At 55.3% G+C, this 17,718-nt stretch carries 11 protein-coding genes; 9 read left to right on the top strand and 2 right to left on the bottom strand.

From position 1 onward, the window contains the following. Window positions 1–29 precede the first annotated feature (29 nt). From DTL42_RS23305 to DTL42_RS23290, 4 genes are all read left to right on the top strand, one after another. Window positions 30–890: a fumarylacetoacetate hydrolase family protein gene (locus tag DTL42_RS23305; RefSeq protein WP_114372733.1), complete on the top strand. Its 861-nt coding sequence runs from the start codon at window positions 30–32 to the stop codon at window positions 888–890. Window positions 891–1,184: 294 nt separating this feature from the next. After that, on the top strand, window positions 1,185–2,918 hold the full coding sequence (locus DTL42_RS23300; protein WP_147274414.1) for a hypothetical protein: 1,734 nt from the start codon (window positions 1,185–1,187) through the stop codon (window positions 2,916–2,918). Between the two features lie 168 nt (window positions 2,919–3,086). Beyond that, the gene (gene gltX, locus DTL42_RS23295; RefSeq protein ID WP_114372729.1) at window positions 3,087–4,676 is read left to right on the top strand and encodes a glutamate--tRNA ligase; all 1,590 of its coding nucleotides are present in this window, start codon (window positions 3,087–3,089) and stop codon (window positions 4,674–4,676) included. A 6-nt stretch (window positions 4,677–4,682) separates the two neighbouring features. Then, window positions 4,683–5,909 carry a class I SAM-dependent rRNA methyltransferase gene (locus tag DTL42_RS23290; protein ID WP_234824329.1) on the top strand — a complete coding sequence of 409 codons (1,227 nt, stop codon included), beginning with the start codon at window positions 4,683–4,685 and terminating at the stop codon, window positions 5,907–5,909. 19 nt (window positions 5,910–5,928) lie between these two features. On the opposite strand, the gene DTL42_RS23285 is transcribed toward DTL42_RS23290, so the two are convergent. Then, window positions 5,929–6,714 (bottom strand): hypothetical protein, encoded by a 786-nt coding sequence (locus DTL42_RS23285; RefSeq protein ID WP_114372727.1) that lies wholly within the window; start codon window positions 6,712–6,714, stop codon window positions 5,929–5,931. Between the two features lie 259 nt (window positions 6,715–6,973). Between DTL42_RS23285 and DTL42_RS23280 the strand changes: the two genes are divergently transcribed. Beyond that, window positions 6,974–7,918 carry a N(4)-(beta-N-acetylglucosaminyl)-L-asparaginase gene (locus tag DTL42_RS23280; protein WP_114372725.1) on the top strand — a complete coding sequence of 315 codons (945 nt, stop codon included), beginning with the start codon at window positions 6,974–6,976 and terminating at the stop codon, window positions 7,916–7,918. Between the two features lie 400 nt (window positions 7,919–8,318). Here the strand turns inward: DTL42_RS23280 and DTL42_RS23275 are convergent, their stop codons facing one another. Further along, window positions 8,319–11,282 carry a hypothetical protein gene (locus tag DTL42_RS23275; protein WP_114372723.1) on the bottom strand — a complete coding sequence of 988 codons (2,964 nt, stop codon included), beginning with the start codon at window positions 11,280–11,282 and terminating at the stop codon, window positions 8,319–8,321. A gap of 240 nt (window positions 11,283–11,522) precedes the next feature. Here DTL42_RS23275 and DTL42_RS23270 point away from each other — a divergent pair, with 240 nt between their 5' ends. The 4 genes from DTL42_RS23270 to alaS all read left to right on the top strand — a co-directional run bounded on the left by DTL42_RS23270 (window position 11,523) and on the right by alaS (window position 17,551). Further along, entirely contained in the window at window positions 11,523–12,425 is a 903-nt protein-coding gene (locus tag DTL42_RS23270; RefSeq protein ID WP_114372721.1) for a PfkB family carbohydrate kinase, read from the top strand. A 28-nt stretch (window positions 12,426–12,453) separates the two neighbouring features. After that, window positions 12,454–13,026: an RNA 2',3'-cyclic phosphodiesterase gene (thpR, locus tag DTL42_RS23265; protein ID WP_114372719.1), complete on the top strand. Its 573-nt coding sequence runs from the start codon at window positions 12,454–12,456 to the stop codon at window positions 13,024–13,026. Window positions 13,027–13,297: 271 nt separating this feature from the next. Continuing rightward, complete coding sequence (gene recA / locus DTL42_RS23260) at window positions 13,298–14,446, top strand: recombinase RecA (protein WP_276527742.1); 1,149 nt, start codon at window positions 13,298–13,300, stop codon at window positions 14,444–14,446. 288 nt (window positions 14,447–14,734) lie between these two features. After that, window positions 14,735–17,551: an alanine--tRNA ligase gene (gene alaS, locus DTL42_RS23255; RefSeq protein WP_114372717.1), complete on the top strand. Its 2,817-nt coding sequence runs from the start codon at window positions 14,735–14,737 to the stop codon at window positions 17,549–17,551. Window positions 17,552–17,718: the final 167 nt, after the last annotated feature.

Below are 17,718 nucleotides of genomic sequence, written 5' to 3'. Positions count from 1 at the left end.
GGCTTTGCCGAAGAAAGGGTGAGACCGAAATGCGTCTGATCAGCTATCAAAGTGAAACAGGGCCACGAACCGCAGTTGCACGTGGTGATGGCTATGTCGATTTGCACAAGGCCGACCCGCTGCTGCCCACCCAGATGAAGCAATTGCTGCCGATGCTACCGACGCATCGCGAGGCCATTTTGCAAGCGGCGCAAACTGGCAAGCTGCTTGATCCGACCAAAACCCGGCTGCTGCCCCCCGTAGTTGAACCGCAGAAAATCTTGTGCATCGGTTTGAACTATGCCGACCACGCCGCCGAAACCGGGGCTACCGTGGGGGACGAGCCTGTGGTGTTCAACAAGTTTCCGACTTGTTTGCGGGCCAATGACGCGCCAATCGAGCTCCCTTCGGTTAGCAAAGAGGTGGATTACGAAGCAGAACTAGTCGTCGTGATTGGCAGAACCGGCAAGAACATTCCTCAGGCAGAAGCCATGAGCTACGTCGCCGGCTACGCCGTTGGGCATGACGTCTCGGCGCGGGATTGGCAAAAAGGCAAACCGGGCAAGCAGTGGTTGCTTGGTAAGTCGTTCGATAGCTTTGCTCCTTTGGGCCCAGAACTGGTAACCGTCGACGAGATTGAAGATCCTCATAACCTTCGCATTCAATGCCGCCTCAACGGCGAGACCATGCAAGATTCGTCGACAAGCCAATTGATCTTTCGTATCGACTTTCTGATTGCATATCTCTCGCAGATTTGCACCCTGGTACCGGGCGACTTGATTTACACCGGGACACCTCCAGGGGTTGGTATGGCGCGGAACCCCCCTGTGTTTCTCAAACCAGGCGACCGTGTCGAAGTGGAAATCGAAAAGCTTGGCACGTTGAGTAATCCAGTCGTGGCAGGGGCATAGCTGCCTGTCTCCGGTCGCTAGCTCCGCTGGCAATTCCGAACGAGTTTGCGAGTTTTGCGTGCTTTAATTTGCGGTGAGTCGCCAGACTGAAATAAGACACCGGCAATCATTCAGATCCGTCCGAGCGATTGCCGAAAAGTCCTATAGGCGGATGATTTGAATGCCACAGGGAAGTGGTCATTTATTTTCACCAGGGATGGGTAATCTAGAATGCAGTTTAGGCGGAATGGCCTGCGTGACGAACGTCGACGCCGGGCATTGATGGATGATCGCTCAGGCAAGGAGCAGACCTCTGTGGATACATCCCACGGAGGTTACCAATCGACGCGCACTTATTCCAAATCGGCCGTTGACGAACGACGAATTCGGATCGTCGACGTCGTGCCGGTTTATGGCGTACACGTTTCTTTGGTGTACGTGGCCATTGTGGTGATGATTGCTGGCTTGCTGGCACTCGACCACTATTTTTCCCGCGTCATTCGCTGGACCGATCTCAACCGGGTCGATAGCTTAGGCACCTACTTGGCATCTGGCAGCTTGTTTGTGGCGGCCTTGTTGGCGGTGCTCATTTATCGCATTCGCCGCCATCGCCTGGATGACTATCGAGGCTACTATCGCTGCTGGCTGTGGTTTGCAGGCTTGCTGCTGTTGGCCAGTTTAGACACCATGCTGAACTTCCGCCAAGATGTGGCCATGGGGCTAGAAACGGCCAGTAAGCTCCGTTTCTTTGGCCAAACCGATGGCTGGTGGGCTGTTGTTTGGTGTGTCGGCTTCGGTTCGATGATCTTGCGGGCCGCGATCGAAGTTCGAGAAAGCTACGGCACGTTGGCGGTGGCAACGCTAAGCAGTGGGCTGTTGTTGCTAGGGGTAACCTTGCAGCTAGACCTGGTGATGCTACCTAGTACACTACCTGCGGAAATAACGCTGCACGCGGCTCAACTGTTAGGGGTTGGGTTACTGTTGGCCAGTTTGGTGCAGTACGCCCGGTATGTGTGGCTTGATGCCCAAGGTTTAATCTCACGGCGTGAACGGGTGGTGACCGAGCAAGACACCGACCACGAAGAGGCCGCCGCTGCGAAACCCAAACCAAAACGTTCGCGTGCCGCCTCCAAGAAGCAGGCCGCTGAGCCGGAGGAAGACGAGCAAGATCTAGCCGAAACCAAACCACGACGTGGCTGGTTCTCGTTTGGCCGTAAGAAGGTCGAGCAAGACGCCGAGGAAGAAACCTCCCAGCCCGTAGCCGCCAAGAAGCGATCCACGAGCAAGCCAGCCGACGACGAAGCGAGTGAAGAGCAGCCGAAGCGAGGTTGGTTCTCATTCGGACGCAAGGCGAAGCCGGAGCAAGAAGGCGAAAGCGTCGAGCCCAAGCCTGTCGCTACGAAGAAGCGATCCGCGAGCAAGCCAGCGGAGGACGAAGCAGGCGAACAGCAACCGAAGCGTGGCTGGTTCTCCTTCGGTCGCAAGGCGAAGTCCGAAGCGGATGGAGAAAACGAAGAGCCTAAGCCTGCCGCCGCCAAGAAACGAGCCGCTAGCAAGCCCGCCGAGGAAGAACCGGCTGAAGTGAAAGCGAAACGCTCGTGGCTCTCTTGGGGGCGAAAAGAGGCCAGCGAAGACCCTGCTGATGGGGCCAAGGTCGCTGCTTCGTCTGGCGGAGCGAAATCGGACGAGAATGCCGAGCCGGCCCCAAAGAAGGGTTGGTTCTCGTGGGGCAGCAAGTCCGAGACGGAAGACGAGACCGCTGCGACATCGCAGGAAGCGGAAGAAGAGCGGACCATCATGACGCCGCGTATCAAGACTCGTCCGAAGCCCGCACCGGCACCTGAACCGGCACCTGAACCGGCACCAGCGCCGCGCCGCGAAGTGCCGACCATCACCGGTAACGCCGCCAAGGCTGCTCCGCCGCAAGACGAGAGCGACTCTGGCGAAGAAGACGAGGAAATCTTACGGCTGGAAGGGAAGCCAGATCACCTGCTCAGCAAGGCGGAACGACGCCGGTTGAAGAAGTTAAAACGGCGAGCAGCGGCCTAATGGCCTGCCAATTGCGGGACGCCCCTTTGACGGGCTTCCTCGATTACGTCTAAGCTTAGGGATCGTTCATGGTGCCTCCACCCGGACAAGGGGGAGGCACCGCTCGTTATTCGATCCCTTTACAAAGGCGGGCGTGGCTCATTCGATGGGCTAGGCCGAAATCGACTCATGGCACCTGTTCGCACTCGTTTCGCCCCCAGTCCGACTGGTTATCTTCACATCGGCGGGGTTCGTACCGCACTGTTTAACTGGCTGTTTGCGCGCCGTCATGGTGGGCAGTTCATCCTGCGGATCGACGACACCGACCAAGAACGCAACGTGGAAGCGGCGTTGCAGCCAATCTTGGAAGGTTTTCGCTGGCTGGGCATCGATTGGGATGAAGGGGCTGAAGTTGGTGGCCCTTACGAGCCGTACTATCAATCGCAACGGCTAGAGCGTTATCAGTCCGCCGCTCAGAAGTTGATTGAAGACGGGTTCGCCTATTACGACTATTCCACGCCGGAAGAAGTCAATCGCGAGCGTGACTTGGCAATGGCCGAAAAGCGTCCGTTTCAGTATAGCCGCAATTGGATGGCGACCACACCGGAAGAACGCGCCAAGTTCGAGGCAGAAGGTCGCGCCTGCGTGGTGCGATTGAAAATGCCCCGCGAAGGCGTTTGTGCGTTTACCGACTTGGTGCGTGGCGATGTGTCGTTTGAATGGTCGAAAGAAAACGACCACGTGATCCAACGGAACGACGGTTCCTGCTTGTATCACTTGGCGAGCGTGGTTGATGACTACGATTTCAAAATCTCGCACGTCATCCGGGCGGAAGAGCATCTGCCCAACACGCCCCGGCAAATCTTCATTGCGCAGTCGCTGGGCTACGAACTGCCCGAGTATGCTCACTTGCCTTACGTGGCCGAGCCTGGCAGTAAGAACAAGCTGAGCAAGCGGAAGCTGGAAAAGTATCTGAAGAACCAAGACTTCAAGCGGTTGAACGAACATGGCGAGGAAATCGCCAAGCGTTTGGGGATGACAACCTCGGCGGAAACGTTCAACCCGGTGATCGTCGACTTCTACGAAGCGAGCGGCTATTTGCCATCGGCGATCCTGAATTACTTAGTGCTGCTGGGATGGTCGTTGGATGACAAGACGGAAGACTTTACCGTCCCCCAGATGATCGAGAACTTCAGCCTAGAACGCGTTACGAAGGCACCTGCCAGCTTCGATTGCAAAAAGCTGTGGGCGTTTCAAGATCGCCACATGCAAACCCTGAGCACGGCCGAGAAGGCTGCCGGCATGCTGCCGTATCTGCAAAAGGCGGGCTTGGTCGCCGATCCGGCACCTGCGGGAGAGATGGAGAAGCTGGAAAAAATTGTTGCCGCGTGTGGTGATCGTTTGAAGACCATGGGCGATATCCTCTCGTACGCCGACTACTTCTATGTCGCTGACGACAAGATGGAGATGGACGAGAAGGGTTTCAAGAAGCGATTAGGTGACGCCGAGGCCCAGGCCATTCTGGCGACCTTCCGCAATCATTTGTCGGGGGTCGAAGATTGGACCGTCGAACATCTCGATAAAGAGATGCACGCTTTCATCGATGAAGCAGGCATCAAAATTGGTGATCTTATTCATGCCGTGCGACTGAGCGTGACCGGCAAAACGGTCGGGCCTGGCATGTTCGATTGTCTGGCGATCCTCGGTAAAGAATCGTGTTTGCATCGGATGGATGCCACGTTAAAGCTGGCTCAAGAAACGTTTTCCCCGGAAGCCTAATTGAAGATGACGGACGAATCGGTCGTGACTCCCCCTGAAACGAAGCTTCCTAAGGTCAAGCTGCGGCCCCGCAAAGCCCAGCCGTTCTTTGGTCGACATCCTTGGGTCCGCGATAGCGGCATCGACAAGGTGATTGGCAAGGTGGAAGATGGCGATGTGGTTGAACTGATCAGCGACAAAGATCGCTTCATTGCCTACGGCTTGATCAATCGGAACAGCCATCTCCGCGTGCGGCTTTACTCGTGGGATCCTGAGGCCAAGCTCGATCATGCGTTTTGGCGAAGTCGGCTAGAGCGAGCGATTCAGATGCGTCGTGAACTGGGCATGCTGCGCGAAGATAGCGGCTGCCGACTTGTTTACAGCGAAGCAGACGGGCTCAGCGGCTTGGTCGTCGAGTATTTCGCCGGGCATCTGGTGATTCAGATTACTTCGCTGGGGATGTACAAGCAGCTAGAGCAAATCGTGGCTCTGCTGGAAGATTTGCTGCAGCCCAAAAGTATTTCGCTGCGTGGGGAAGCAGGCATCTTGAAGCTGGAAGGCTTAGAGATCGAACCACGCGTGGTCAGTGGCGAAGTCCCTGCCGAACCGATCGAGCTGGTCGAGAACGACTTGCGTTACGAAGTGGGGCTTTCGGAAGGCCAGAAAACCGGCTTCTATCTCGATCAGCGGGACAATCGCCGCGTGGCGGCCAACATAATTCCTGCTGGCTCGAAGGTGTTGGACATGTTCTGCTATAGCGGTGGCTTTGCCCTGAATGCCGCCAAGCATGCCCAGGCCTCCCACGTCCATGGGGTCGACGGCAGCGGTCCGGCGATTTCCGCTGCCGAGCGTAACGCCGAGCGAAATCAGTTGACCAATGTTACCTTCGAGAAAGCAGATTGCTTCGATTACTTGAAGGCCCGTGTCGATGCCGGGGATCAGTACGACGCGATCGTGCTCGATCCGCCGAAGTTCACCAAGTCGCGGCGAACGATCGATGAAGCGTTGCGTGCTTACTTTCATATCAATCGCCATGCGGCTCAGCTGCTGCGACCAGGCGGGATTCTCGTAACCTGCAGTTGCAGTGGCAACGTCAGTCGCGATGAATTTCAGATGATGCTGTTAGGGGTTTCGCAGAAGTCGGGGCGTGACTTCCGGATTCTCGAACAGCGTGGCGCGGCGCCAGATCATCCGGTGAGTGCGACCTGTTTAGAGAGCGAATACCTGAAGTGCTTCATCGCCAGCGTCGGATAAACGCCAGTTGGCTTGACGCTTATTGAAAGATGGACAGCTGGCCAAACTGGCCAGCTTGACGTCCGTCGGGATAATCGGACGACCGGCCTTGGGAAGCGGGTGGGCCGACCTGCTTTTCGAGCACTTCGCAAAGCAGCTTACAGTCGATTGGCGACATGAAGACTTCCACCGGCCCGCGACCACGGATGTGGAAGGTAATGTACGAGCATGCGTCTTGCCACACGTGATAGCTGGTGATTCGCTGCCAGCGGCAGGGATAGAACCCGCCGATCATGAGTCCTTCTGCATGCACCTCTAGGTCATGCCCTTTCACGTTCACCAACAACTGGACGAGCCAAGGGACGCTAGCCACGGCGGAGAAGCCAGACAAGACCATAAAGAGAACGAGCCCGCTGCTGGAATTCTTCGCGTCTGCTTCTCCGAGCAGGGGTAGCCACAGCAGAAAGATGGCCACGCATTGCATGGTGCCGCTGAAGATCAAGTTGCGAAACTGGGACGATTGAAATCCCTCGACCGTGAATTGCCATTCTCCTAGTCTACTGCCGGCGGTGCTTCGCCAGGCAAGCAATATCGCTCCAAAGCCTAGGTCAAGCAGCGCGATCATGCCAAGCCCAAGTGCGAACGTCACGATTTGGCTCGGTTTCGCTGACGTAATGAAAAAGGGGAGAATGGCCAGCAGCAAAGCCGCACCAAGCACCGCTGTGCCCAGCAAGCGAAGTCGGCGCTGCTGAGGAGAGGCGGACGACGAACCGTCTTCAATTCGCAAGTGAGAAGACGAATCGGGATGATCTGAGGGGGAACTCATAGGCGTTCGTGGTCAGGGGCAAGGCGATCATTGATCGAGCGATGTGGTTACACGCCGACTATCGATAAAGGAGAACCAACCCAATCGATTTTTTCGTTCGTTCCGATAACAATACGGTCTCACGGATTGCCTCGTGCCCTGTTTTGTTTGCGTGTTGTTTCCGCAAACATCCGCCTTGCAGGCACTTTCCGCGACCGTGAACTATTCCGGGATCAAATTTCTAATCTTAATTATAGCGTGACACGAGCCGCGAAAAACTATGAAACTCATTGCCTCTCACAACGGTTTAGAAGCGACTCGCTTGGCTTGGCAGGAATTACAACGCGGCCAGCAGCTGATCGATGCCGTGGTCCAGGGGGTGACACTTGTTGAAGATGACCCTGATGAAGTGACGGTTGGCTATGGCGGGCTGCCTGACGAGCAGGGTCATGTCACCCTCGACGCCGCCGTGATGGATGGCCGGACGCACCGGGGCGGCTCGATCATCGGGCTCAAAGAGATTCGCCACGTTTCCCAGGTTGCTCTTTGTTTGATGCGAGAATCGCGCCGGGTGATGCTGCAAGGAGAAGGGGCTTATCAGTTCGCTCTAGCAGCGGGCTTTCCGACCGAGAACCTCTTAACCGAGAAAGCACGGAAGTTATGGCGTTTGTGGAAACGAACCTATCAGGCCAACAAGGAGTGGTTGCCTGCACCAGATACGGCAGAGAACCAACAGCTCCGTGAGATCTTGGATCAGATGTATCGGCATCCCGCAGGGACGGTGCATGTGGCCGGGCAAGACGCGGCAAAAGATTTAGCGTGTTGCACGTCGACCAGTGGACACTGCTTCAAAACAAAGGGGAGAATCGGGGATTCGCCCATCTTTGGGGCTGGGCTGTATGTCGATAACGAGTACGGTACGTGCGGTAGTATTGGCCATGGTGAAGCCAATTTGTTGAACTGTTCCAGCTTTCATGCCGTGCAGTTGATGGGGCAAGGCATGACGCCTCGCGATGCCGGTATGACCGTGCTAGAACGCGTTGCCCAGCATGCTCCGCCGTTTGAAGTCGATGCCCGGGGCCGCGCGAATTTCAATCTTCAACTGTACTTGCTCGGCAAAGACGGCTCGCATGCTGGCGTTTGCTTGCGAGGAGATTGGAAGATTGCCGTTACCGACGAAAACGGTCCGCGGGTAGAAACCTGCGAGCCGTTTTATCAGGACTAATTTTCGACATGCACCCAAAGCTTCTCGATTGCGATACGAGTTGCGGTAGCCGAACATGCCGGAGGCTTCCCATTTCACGTTGGCTCCGGTTTGTTCCGAAGGGCCATAGTGCCCAGAGACCAATGCGTACGAGGCCGAAGCCCAGTTCTTTCCAACGGTCTCGAACGAGGGTTGCATCGTCGAACTTGGGCAAACAAATGCCGCCGGACGCGTGTTTACCACGGCTTCCGGTAGGCTTCCCGGGAACTTATTGTCTGGGCCGTAAGGGGCGAACTATTGATGTCTGCGCGGGCAATCTAACATGGCTACGGACCGATTTGCCACGAATCTGGAGCTTCCGCTGGTCGCCCCTATTGGATTGCTGACGCAGACCTCAATAGGGCCAGAAAGTCGCATAAACCTAGTTTTGGGGATTTTTCAGGTGGCTTGCGTGCTCGATGAGAGGCCGCGCGATCGTTAGCACTGGCTGTCCATTCGGGGCGATCCCGGTCACAAATCCACTGATTTGGTGGTCGCGATCGATCGCAATCGCTCCAATCTGACAAGCAAACGATTCGGGCTTCGTCACAATGACGACCTGTTTGTCATACGTCAGGGGGCGGCAAATATCCCAGGCAAGCTTGCCTGGCTGTTCTGATGGCTGCAGAAGCAAGTGAGAGTATTGCCAATCAAATTGGGTCCGGCTCGACACGTTGAACGCTTGCCACTGACCATCTTGCTCGATCGAGTCGATTTGAAGGAAGCCGAACTGCGACGGTTTGTCGATTCCCAATCGCTTCGCTACAAACTTCTTACCATCGAAGCGGCTGACCTCGACGGTCGTTCCTGGCTTCCAATCGTCGTCACCAAGCATGGCCAAAATGCCTGCGTTTTGATCGACCATGACCGCCGGACGAGCTGTTTGGCCAGGGAGGTGTACCGTCAGCGTGGCCTTCTGTAGCCTGGGCAGCAGTTCTTCAGAGCGTTTTTGCCAGTTGTCCCAGTTTGAGTTTTCAGCGCTGACCGACAAGTTGCGACTAAAGTTCCATGAAGTGCCAGCGAAGCAGATTTGATCCCACAAGCAACTGGACTCTCCCACGGACTTGATCGCGATGCCGGTAATGTCGAGATCGCGGAAGTTGGAATAAAGGTCGGTGGTGATGACGTGCCAGTTCTCGTCGAGAGACTTTTCTTTTCCGAAGGATCTCGGGTTGAGCTCGATCACGCCTTTGCCGGCGCTCTTGGTGCCAATGGAATAAATCGCAGGTGAGGTTTCTTCTTCATCGTGGAGAAAGCGAATCAGTGCGTGCCCTTGGCCTGCTTTGGCAACTGCGAAACGGAGTTGACGATACTGCCCCGACACCGGCCGTTCGCGAATTTCGAGCGGTTTCTCGAAGCTGGCGATTTTAATCCACTCGCCATCGGGCGTTTCGATCAGCGGTCGCGATAGTTGCCGAATTTCGTTCCGCAGGATCACATGAGCAGGATCCCCAGCCAACGTTTGCATGGCAGCGACATCTGCCAACGTGGGATTTTCTAGCACGGGATAAAGGAACGAAGGGTGTTCCAGAAAGTGCAGACCTCGCCAATCGACTGGCAGTTCTTCTGGCCCGACCGATTGCGTGATCTCGATGGTAACTTCCGAGCCAGCGAACGGAGTCACGTTGACCAGGTAAGGGGGGGGCGAATGAACGTGGTCCGAGGCGTTGGTATTTTGCAGCGGGGCCGATAGTACCGGAATCCCGTTAATGCGCACATCGAGCACCGGTTGCTCTGGTCCTTCAAACTTAGCCGTCACGATTTCAAGGAACTTGGTTTCCGCTGCGATTTTCTTACGAGTGGTCAGGCGAATGGGCTGATCTTGTGCTGAGATGGTCGTTCGCCACGAAGACGTTTCGTAAGGGTACTGAACGCGGCGATGCGTCATCGCAAAACGAACTTCGCTTAAATCGTTTTCCAACTGCCAGCCTTGCCAAGCCAAGATTGTATTGGCCGTGCGGGCCTTGATGGCTTCGCGCAGTGTTTGTTTGTCGAGCAAGAGTTGTGGTTCAAGCCAGTTGGTCATGTCGCGAATGTCGAATGGGTCGGCCCCTGCCGGACGTCCTTCGATCATGGGATCAGCAACCAATACCAGTTCCCCTTCCGGCGGAACAGTCAGGAAACGGAGGTTCCCACTAGCCACGACCTTGTCCGAACCGATGAGTGTTGGGCTGGTAAATTTCGGGTCGCTTTCCCACGAAAAGAAGACCTGTCCTTGAATGCAGCCCCGCTGATGCGCGGCTTGATCGATCGCCACACGGGTTTGAAAACCAATCGCCCACAAGGGCAACGGAAAGTGGAGGCGGCTGGGGGCCATGACCCCTATGCTCCAACCGGTTGGTCGCTTGCCAGACTCGGCAGTTCCTCCTAGAACGCCGCGATTGACGCGGGCTGAGAACCCGCCCCGTGAGAACATCGCTCCTTCGCGAGTTTCGGTGAAAGGCAAACGAAACAGCGGGACGGTGTCGAAATTCCAACTCCGCCACATCCACGTCGAGCGACAGGCGACCCAAATCGTATCGAGCGACCACGCCGGTTGAATGCCGTGAACCCAGCGATCGGAGTTGTTGTTTTCGCCGTACGACTCGACATCGATTCGCTGCACGCTGGTCGTCGCGACCAAGCCAGCGACCGTTTCCCACTGGACCAGACGTTGTCGATCGTTCGGCTCGACCGTGCCGCCAGGAAAGAGGATGGCCAATTCCTGGAGGTAGCGATCCCAATACGACTCGTTGTCGAGGTGCAATTCAGCGATCTCTTGAAAGCCAAACGTCATCCGCTCGCGTCCCGCCAACAAGTGGATGCCGCTGGTGTCGAAGCGAATTGCCCGAAATTGAATCTCTCGGCCATTGGTTAGAAAAACGGTCGAAGGAACGTGCCGATCGATTAAGGCAGGCATCTGCTGCCAGACGATCTTCCGCACAAAATCTCGCCGCACGCGAATCGACTGGCGATAGGAGGAGTCAGAGCGATTGAAAGGAAAGCTCGGAGCAACGGAGAACGATTCCGGCTGGTCGGTTTGATACTCGACGGAAGCCTCGTGATACGACATCACGCGACCTGGCAGGCGATCACCGGAGTAGAATTCGATATAAGTCGTGGGGGTTTCGGCAGGGCCGAGCGTTCGATCGACCAGCCAACGCATCGGGTTACCCCCATTCAGCAGGCTATGTCCGGCAAGCTGGGGCATGGCATTGCCTGAGTACCAATTTCGAAGAATCGCATCCTCCACGACACGTTCGTCTTCCAACATCGCGATGAAGCGTTGAGGTTCCTCGGCCTGGCTAATCGACTTTAGGTCGCAAGTGACAAGCAAAACGGCAATAAGAAGTAAGCGAAAAGCCAATTTATGGAAACCTTTGAGGGCGATAGGAAGGAAAATGGAGGATGACTGCCCAACAAAAAATGACCTTACAAGGCATTTGGTTTCGTGCGTCACGTTGCAGTCGTCGTCATTTCCCAGATAATGGGCCTCTTGTAGAGATTATTATGGCCTGATTAGGGCCATCTGCCCAATTCTCGGCCGGGTTTGTTCTGCTCGGTCAACGAATTTTTCATTGCTTAGACTTAAACGAGAGACGTCCCTATGTCACTTCTGGTCGTCGGTTCTATTGCCATCGATTCAATCCATACCCCCACAGAGGTCCGGGAAAACATTCTGGGTGGGTCTGCCACGCATTTTTCTTATGCCGCCAGCTTCTTTAGCGGTGTCCGCATGGTGGGTGTTGTGGGGGATGATTGGCAACAAGAGCATACCAAACTGCTGACCGACCGAGGCATCGATACTTCGGGCATCGAAGTCCAAGAAGGTGGCAAAACGTTCCGCTGGACCGGCAAATACCACGCGAACATGAACGACCGTGACACGCTGGAAGTTCATTTGAACGTGCTAGAGAACTTCAGCCCGGTACTTTCCGAAGAAGCCAAACGCTGCCCGTTTGTGTTTCTGGCGAACGGTTCCCCTTCAACGCAGTTGAAGGTCTTGGATCAGATGACCGGTCCCCAGTTGGTTGTGGCCGACACCATGGATCTGTGGATCGAGATCGAACGCGACGAACTGAAGAAACTGATGCAGCGCATCGATGGTTTGGTGCTGAACGATAGCGAAGCCAAGTTGCTGACCGAAGAAGAAAACTTGGTCCGGGCTGGGCAAAAAGTGCTGGAATATGGGCCGAAATTCGTGGTGCTGAAGAAAGGCGAACATGGGGCGATGTTCTTCTCGAAGGGAGAATCGTACGTGATGCCTGCCTTCCCGACGCCTGATGTGGTCGATCCGACCGGGGCGGGCGATAGTTTCGCGGGCGGCATGATGGGTTACCTGGCTCAGCAAAACAACTTCGAGCCTAAGACCTTAAAGGAAGCGATGGCCTATGGAACGGTCGTGGCAAGCTACATCGTCGAGGACTTCAGCCTGGACCGGATGAAGGAGATTGGTCGCGAAGAAATCGATCAACGTCTCGGCCAATATCGACAGATGCTGTCGTTCTAAGCTTTTTTGCAAGGGAGAGTCCTCCACGATGGAAGCGACTCGTTGTTTTCTGGCCGTGCGGATTTCCACGGACGTGCGGCGACGCGCCGAGAGACTGATGAAAAAGCTCTCGAGCGCCGGGTCCGACGTGAAGTGGGTTGAGTCAGAAAATCTGCATATTACGACCAATTTTCTCGGGGATATTACCGGCCAGTATCTGGTCGATATCTCGATGAAGACGCTGGAGGTTGCCGAACGCCATGCCGCGTTTGATTTAGAAATGGTTGGCACCGGCGCCTTTCCTGATACCGAAAATCCACGCACGCTCTGGATTGGGGCAGGGGAGGGGGGCGAACAGTTGATCGCCTTGCAGGAAGATCTTACCGAAAGTCTAGCCGCGATCGGCTTTCCACCTGATTCGCGGAAGAAGTACCATCCTCACCTGACGCTGGGGCGTTTGAAGCGATTTACCCCGGAAGTGGCTGATTTAAAGACGCTGCTGGAAGAGAATGCAGAATTGCCAATGGGCCAATCTCGGGTCAAAGAGGTGTGTATCTTCGCTAGCAAGCTGGACCGAACCGGCCCCAAATATACGCTTATTGGGCGTGGCCAACTGGGCTAGTCTTGGCGTTTGCCGGGAATTTTGGCTTGTTTGTTGTTGGCGTAAAGACTTTGCTGGTTTTGGTTTAGGCCGATCCGTGGTGATTGCTGGGAAATTCTTGAGGGTCCTCTGACCTAACGTGTCCAGCGTTTCGCCGATCATTTTTTCTAGAAACAAACCAGAAACAAGATTGCATTGTAGATGCAAATTTGTACACTGTTCATCTGTGCACTTTGATCCGCAGGGCCGCTTGCAGTGCCTTCGGTCATTCCGCATAAAGGAGCCCAAAGAAATGGTCACAGTCGCAACTAAGAGCAACGGTAAGATGGCAGCCAAGAAAGCAAAATCGTCCGGCAAGGGCACCGCCGCTAAAGGGACGGAAGCCAAAAAGGATGTATTTGCGGGGAATACAACCCTGAAGACGACTCTTTCGCAAATCGAAAAGTCGTTCGGAGAAGGGGCAATTATGCCCCTGGGCAACGATTTCAAGGTAATCGAAGGGATTTCGACCGGTTCGCTTTCCCTTGATCTGGCCCTGGGGGGCAAAGGGATTCCGCGGGGACGAATCATCGAAATGTTCGGCCCGGAATCAAGTGGTAAAACAACGCTGGCATTGCACTGTATTGCCGAAGCCCAGAAGAACGGGGGCATCGCCGCATTCGTGGATGCCGAGCACGCACTCGATCCTAGTTGGGCGAAAAAACTTGGCGTTCAATTAGAGACCTTGCTGGTCAGTCAGCCATCCAGTGGTGAAGAAGCGATGCAGATCACCGAGATGCTGGTTAAATCGAACGCGGTGGATGTGATTGTGGTCGACTCGGTCGCCGCTCTGGTTCCCAAGGCGGAACTCAATGGCGAAATCGGTGACTCGCATGTTGGTCTTCAAGCTCGTTTGATGAGCCAGTCGATGCGTAAGCTGACCGGTGCGATCTCGAAGTCGAAGACCAGCGTGATTTTCATCAACCAGATCCGTGAAAAGGTCGGGGTGATGTTCGGTAGTCCTGAAACGACGCCAGGTGGTCGCGCCCTAAAGTTCTACTGCTCGTGTCGCGTCGATGTTCGCCGCATTGGGCAATTGAAAGACGGGGAAGACGTGGTCGGCCAACGGGTACGGACCAAGATCGTCAAGAACAAAGTCGCTCCTCCTTTCCGGATCGCCGAGTTCGACATGATGCACAAAGATGGCATCAGCTACGAAGGGGACGTGCTAGATTTAGGCCTGACCCATAAGATCGTGGCTCGCAGCGGGGCTTGGTTTCGCTACGGTGATATGCAGTTGGGGCAAGGTAAGGAAAAGGCTCGGGTGTTCCTGGTTGAAAATCCGGAGATAACCGAGGAAATCAAGCAAAAAGTGATGGTGGCCGTGGCTCCCGTGGTTCCTCCGATGGTCTCCGACGACGAAGATCCTGGCGAGGAAATGCCAGAGGCTGAGGAATTTTAATTCGAGCCGAAAGCTTTGGGCGGCAAGTATTTCCATTTCGCTTAATGCAGCAAAACAGGGTTCCGAGGTCGGCTATCTCCATCACGGGAGATGGCCGGCCTTGTTTTGATTCTTGCCCAGCATTAGAAGGGCTGAAACGGACTCGAAACGCCTCTGCTCAGGCACCTTTGCCCAGATTGGCAAAGAACTTATGATAAGGTGTTTGTGTCCCGAAGTTTGAGGGGGAGATAAAGAGTAACTCCACCCTCTGGCTAAATATCGAAAACTGGCTACGAAAACGATTTCCTGATGAAAACCGACGAACTCCGCGAAAAGTACCTCAGCTTTTTCGAGACCAAAGGACACACACGCCGTCCGAGCGATGTTTTGGTCCCTACGTGGGATCCTTCCGTGCTATTCACGCCTGCTGGGATGAACCAGTTTAAGGACCACTTTCTGGGGCGTGTGAAGCTTGACTTCACCCGCGCGACGACATGCCAGAAGTGCTTGCGCACCGGCGATATCGACAACGTTGGCCGGACCGCCTATCACCATACCTTCTTCGAGATGCTGGGTAATTTCAGCTTCGGCGATTACTTCAAAGAAGAGGCGATTCAGTGGGCCTGGGAATTTCTGACCGATAAGAAGTGGCTCGGAATGAATCCTGAGCAACTGAGCGTTACGGTCTACAAGGACGACGAAGAAGCGGCCAACATCTGGCACGATAAAATCGGCCTGCCGTTCACACGCATCGAATACTTGGACGAGGATGAAAACTTTTGGCCGGCCAGTGCGCCCAGCCAAGGACCGGATGGCGTTTGCGGCCCTTGCAGTGAAATCTATTTCACACCCACAGATGGCAAAAAGGTTGAGATTTGGAATCTCGTGTTCACGCAGTTCAATCGCGTGGGAGATCCGCCAAACAATCTGGAACCGTTGCCCAGCAAGAACATCGATACGGGCATGGGCTTGGAACGGACGGCGGCCACACTGCAAGGTGTGAGTACGAACTACCACATCGATATCCTGCGCCCGATCGTCGAAGCGGCAGGCGAAATTTGTGGGGTGAAGTACGATCCTGATTCCGACAACGGTCGTCGTCTCCGCCGGATTACCGATCACATTCGAGCTTGTACGATGGCCGTACACGAGAATGTTTATCCCGGGGCGAACAAAGAAAAGTACGTCATTCGTCGCCTCTTGCGGCGGGCCGTCCTCGATGGCCACCAGATGGGCATGCATCATCCGTTTGCTTATCAGTTGGTCGACAAGATCGTCGAGATGATGAAGACCCCGTATCCCGATTTGCAAGATTCGGTTACCCGCGTGAAGAGTGTGATTAAGAGCGAAGAAGAAAACTTCCTCCACTCGCTCGATGATGGGATTGCTCGTAGCGAAAAGATCTTCTCCGGCATGCGAACCTCCAATCGCACCGTCGTCAGCGGAGACGAAGCGGCCGAGTTATATCAAACGTACGGTTTCCCACCGGAGCTGTTCGAGCAAGTTGCCATCGAACATGGCTTCACGTTCGATTGGGCTGGCTATAAGAAAGCCATGGAAGAGTTCGGCGAACGATCTGGCGGAGCCCAGGTCGAATTGTTCGGCACCGGCCCGATTGAATCGCTCAAAAACTCGGTTCGCTCAACGAAATTTGTTGGCTACGATTCCGAAACAAGTGAAGTTACCGTCAAGGGAGTCGTCGTTCGTTCTTCGGAAAATAAAGACGACAGCTTGGTGAATGAATGCAGCGAGACGGGGAAAGATCATGAACTGATCGTTGTCCTCGACCAGACCCCCTTCTACGGCGAATCTGGTGGACAGATTGGCGACGTCGGGCGAATCGTGTCGGACGACTTCGAGTTCGTTGTCACCGATACCCAAAAAGATAGCGATCTCTTCCTGCACGTTGGCTACCTGACCAAAGGCACAATCGCGACCGATGCGATCGCCACGGCAGAAGTCGACACGTCGCGTCGGGCAGCCATCAAACGGGCTCACTCCGCTACGCATATTTTGCATCACGCGTTACAGAAGACGCTTGGCTCGCATGCTCAGCAGCAAGGTTCCAAGGTCGAAGACGATCTCTTGCGGTTCGACTTCACCAACATGGAGCCGATCGCGCTCGATCAATTGACGACAATCGAGTCGGACGTGAACGCCAACATCGTCGGTGGCGGCGCGGTGAAGTGGGAAACGGTTCCCCTGGCCAAAGCCCGGGAACTGGGGGCGATGATGCTCTTCGGCGAGAAGTACCCTGACCCGGTCCGCATGGTCACCATGGGAGACTTCAGCCGCGAGTTGTGCGGTGGGACTCACCTGACCAACACCAACCAGGTACAAGCGTTTGAGGTAATCAGCGAAGAAAGTGTTTCCGCTGGCGTACGGCGCATCATCGCTCTGACCGGCGAGAAAGCGAAAGAGTACCGCGCGAAGGTCGATCAATCGCTTAGCAACATGGCCAAGGCCCTGGGCTGTGGTGTGACGGATGTACCGGAAGCCGTGAAGGGCTTAGTCGGTTACGTGCGAGACATGAAGAAAGCGGTCAACGGTAGTGGTAAAGCTCCTGAGGCTCCTGCCAAGACGAAGTCTTCTGGCAGTACGGAAGTCGATTACTTCCACCGCAAAGAGATGCTCAAAGAAGCTGCCCGACAGTTGAACGTGCCACTTTTCGATGGAGCCGAACGGGTACAAACTTTGTTTGCCGACATCGAAAAGCTGAAGCATCAACTGGCCGAACGGGCAAAGTCGGGCACGCTTACCGGCGACGATCTCTTGGCCAAAGCATCCCAAGTGGGCAATGTCAGCGTGGTGGTCGCGGAAGTGCCAGGCGCGAATGCCAACTTAATGCGGCAATTGATCGACCAGATCCGCAAGAGCACCGCTTCGTCTGCAGTTATGTTGTTTGCCGCCGCCGACGAAGGGAAAGTCACCATCGTGGCTGGCATTAGCAAATCGCTGACCGAAAAGGGGCTGAAAGCAGGCGATTGGGTGAAAGAGCCCGCAGCCCTGGTAGGCGGTTCTGGTGGTGGTCGGCCTGACATGGCCCAGGCAGGCGGGAAAGACGCCGAACAAATCCCCGCCGCGATTGCCAAAGCGGAAGAACTAGCCAAGAGCCTGTTTGCTTAGGCGGGTGTTGGGGAGGATGCCGCCGTTTCGTGCGACATCCGTAGGTAGGTGATTTCGTGATTCGCGCAAGCCAAGCGGGGAGCTATTCGTTACGACCCCGCTAACTGGTAGGGTTTCTGCCAGTTTGCCTATGTCGCCCGCAAATTCGTGCAGGTCGCCGGGGAAGA

This window comes from Bremerella cremea (genome assembly GCF_003335505.1).
Taxonomy (GTDB): domain Bacteria; phylum Planctomycetota; class Planctomycetia; order Pirellulales; family Pirellulaceae; genus Bremerella; species Bremerella cremea_A.
Note: the sequence above shows the minus strand (reverse complement) of the source record. Positions and strands in the feature narration are given on the sequence as shown.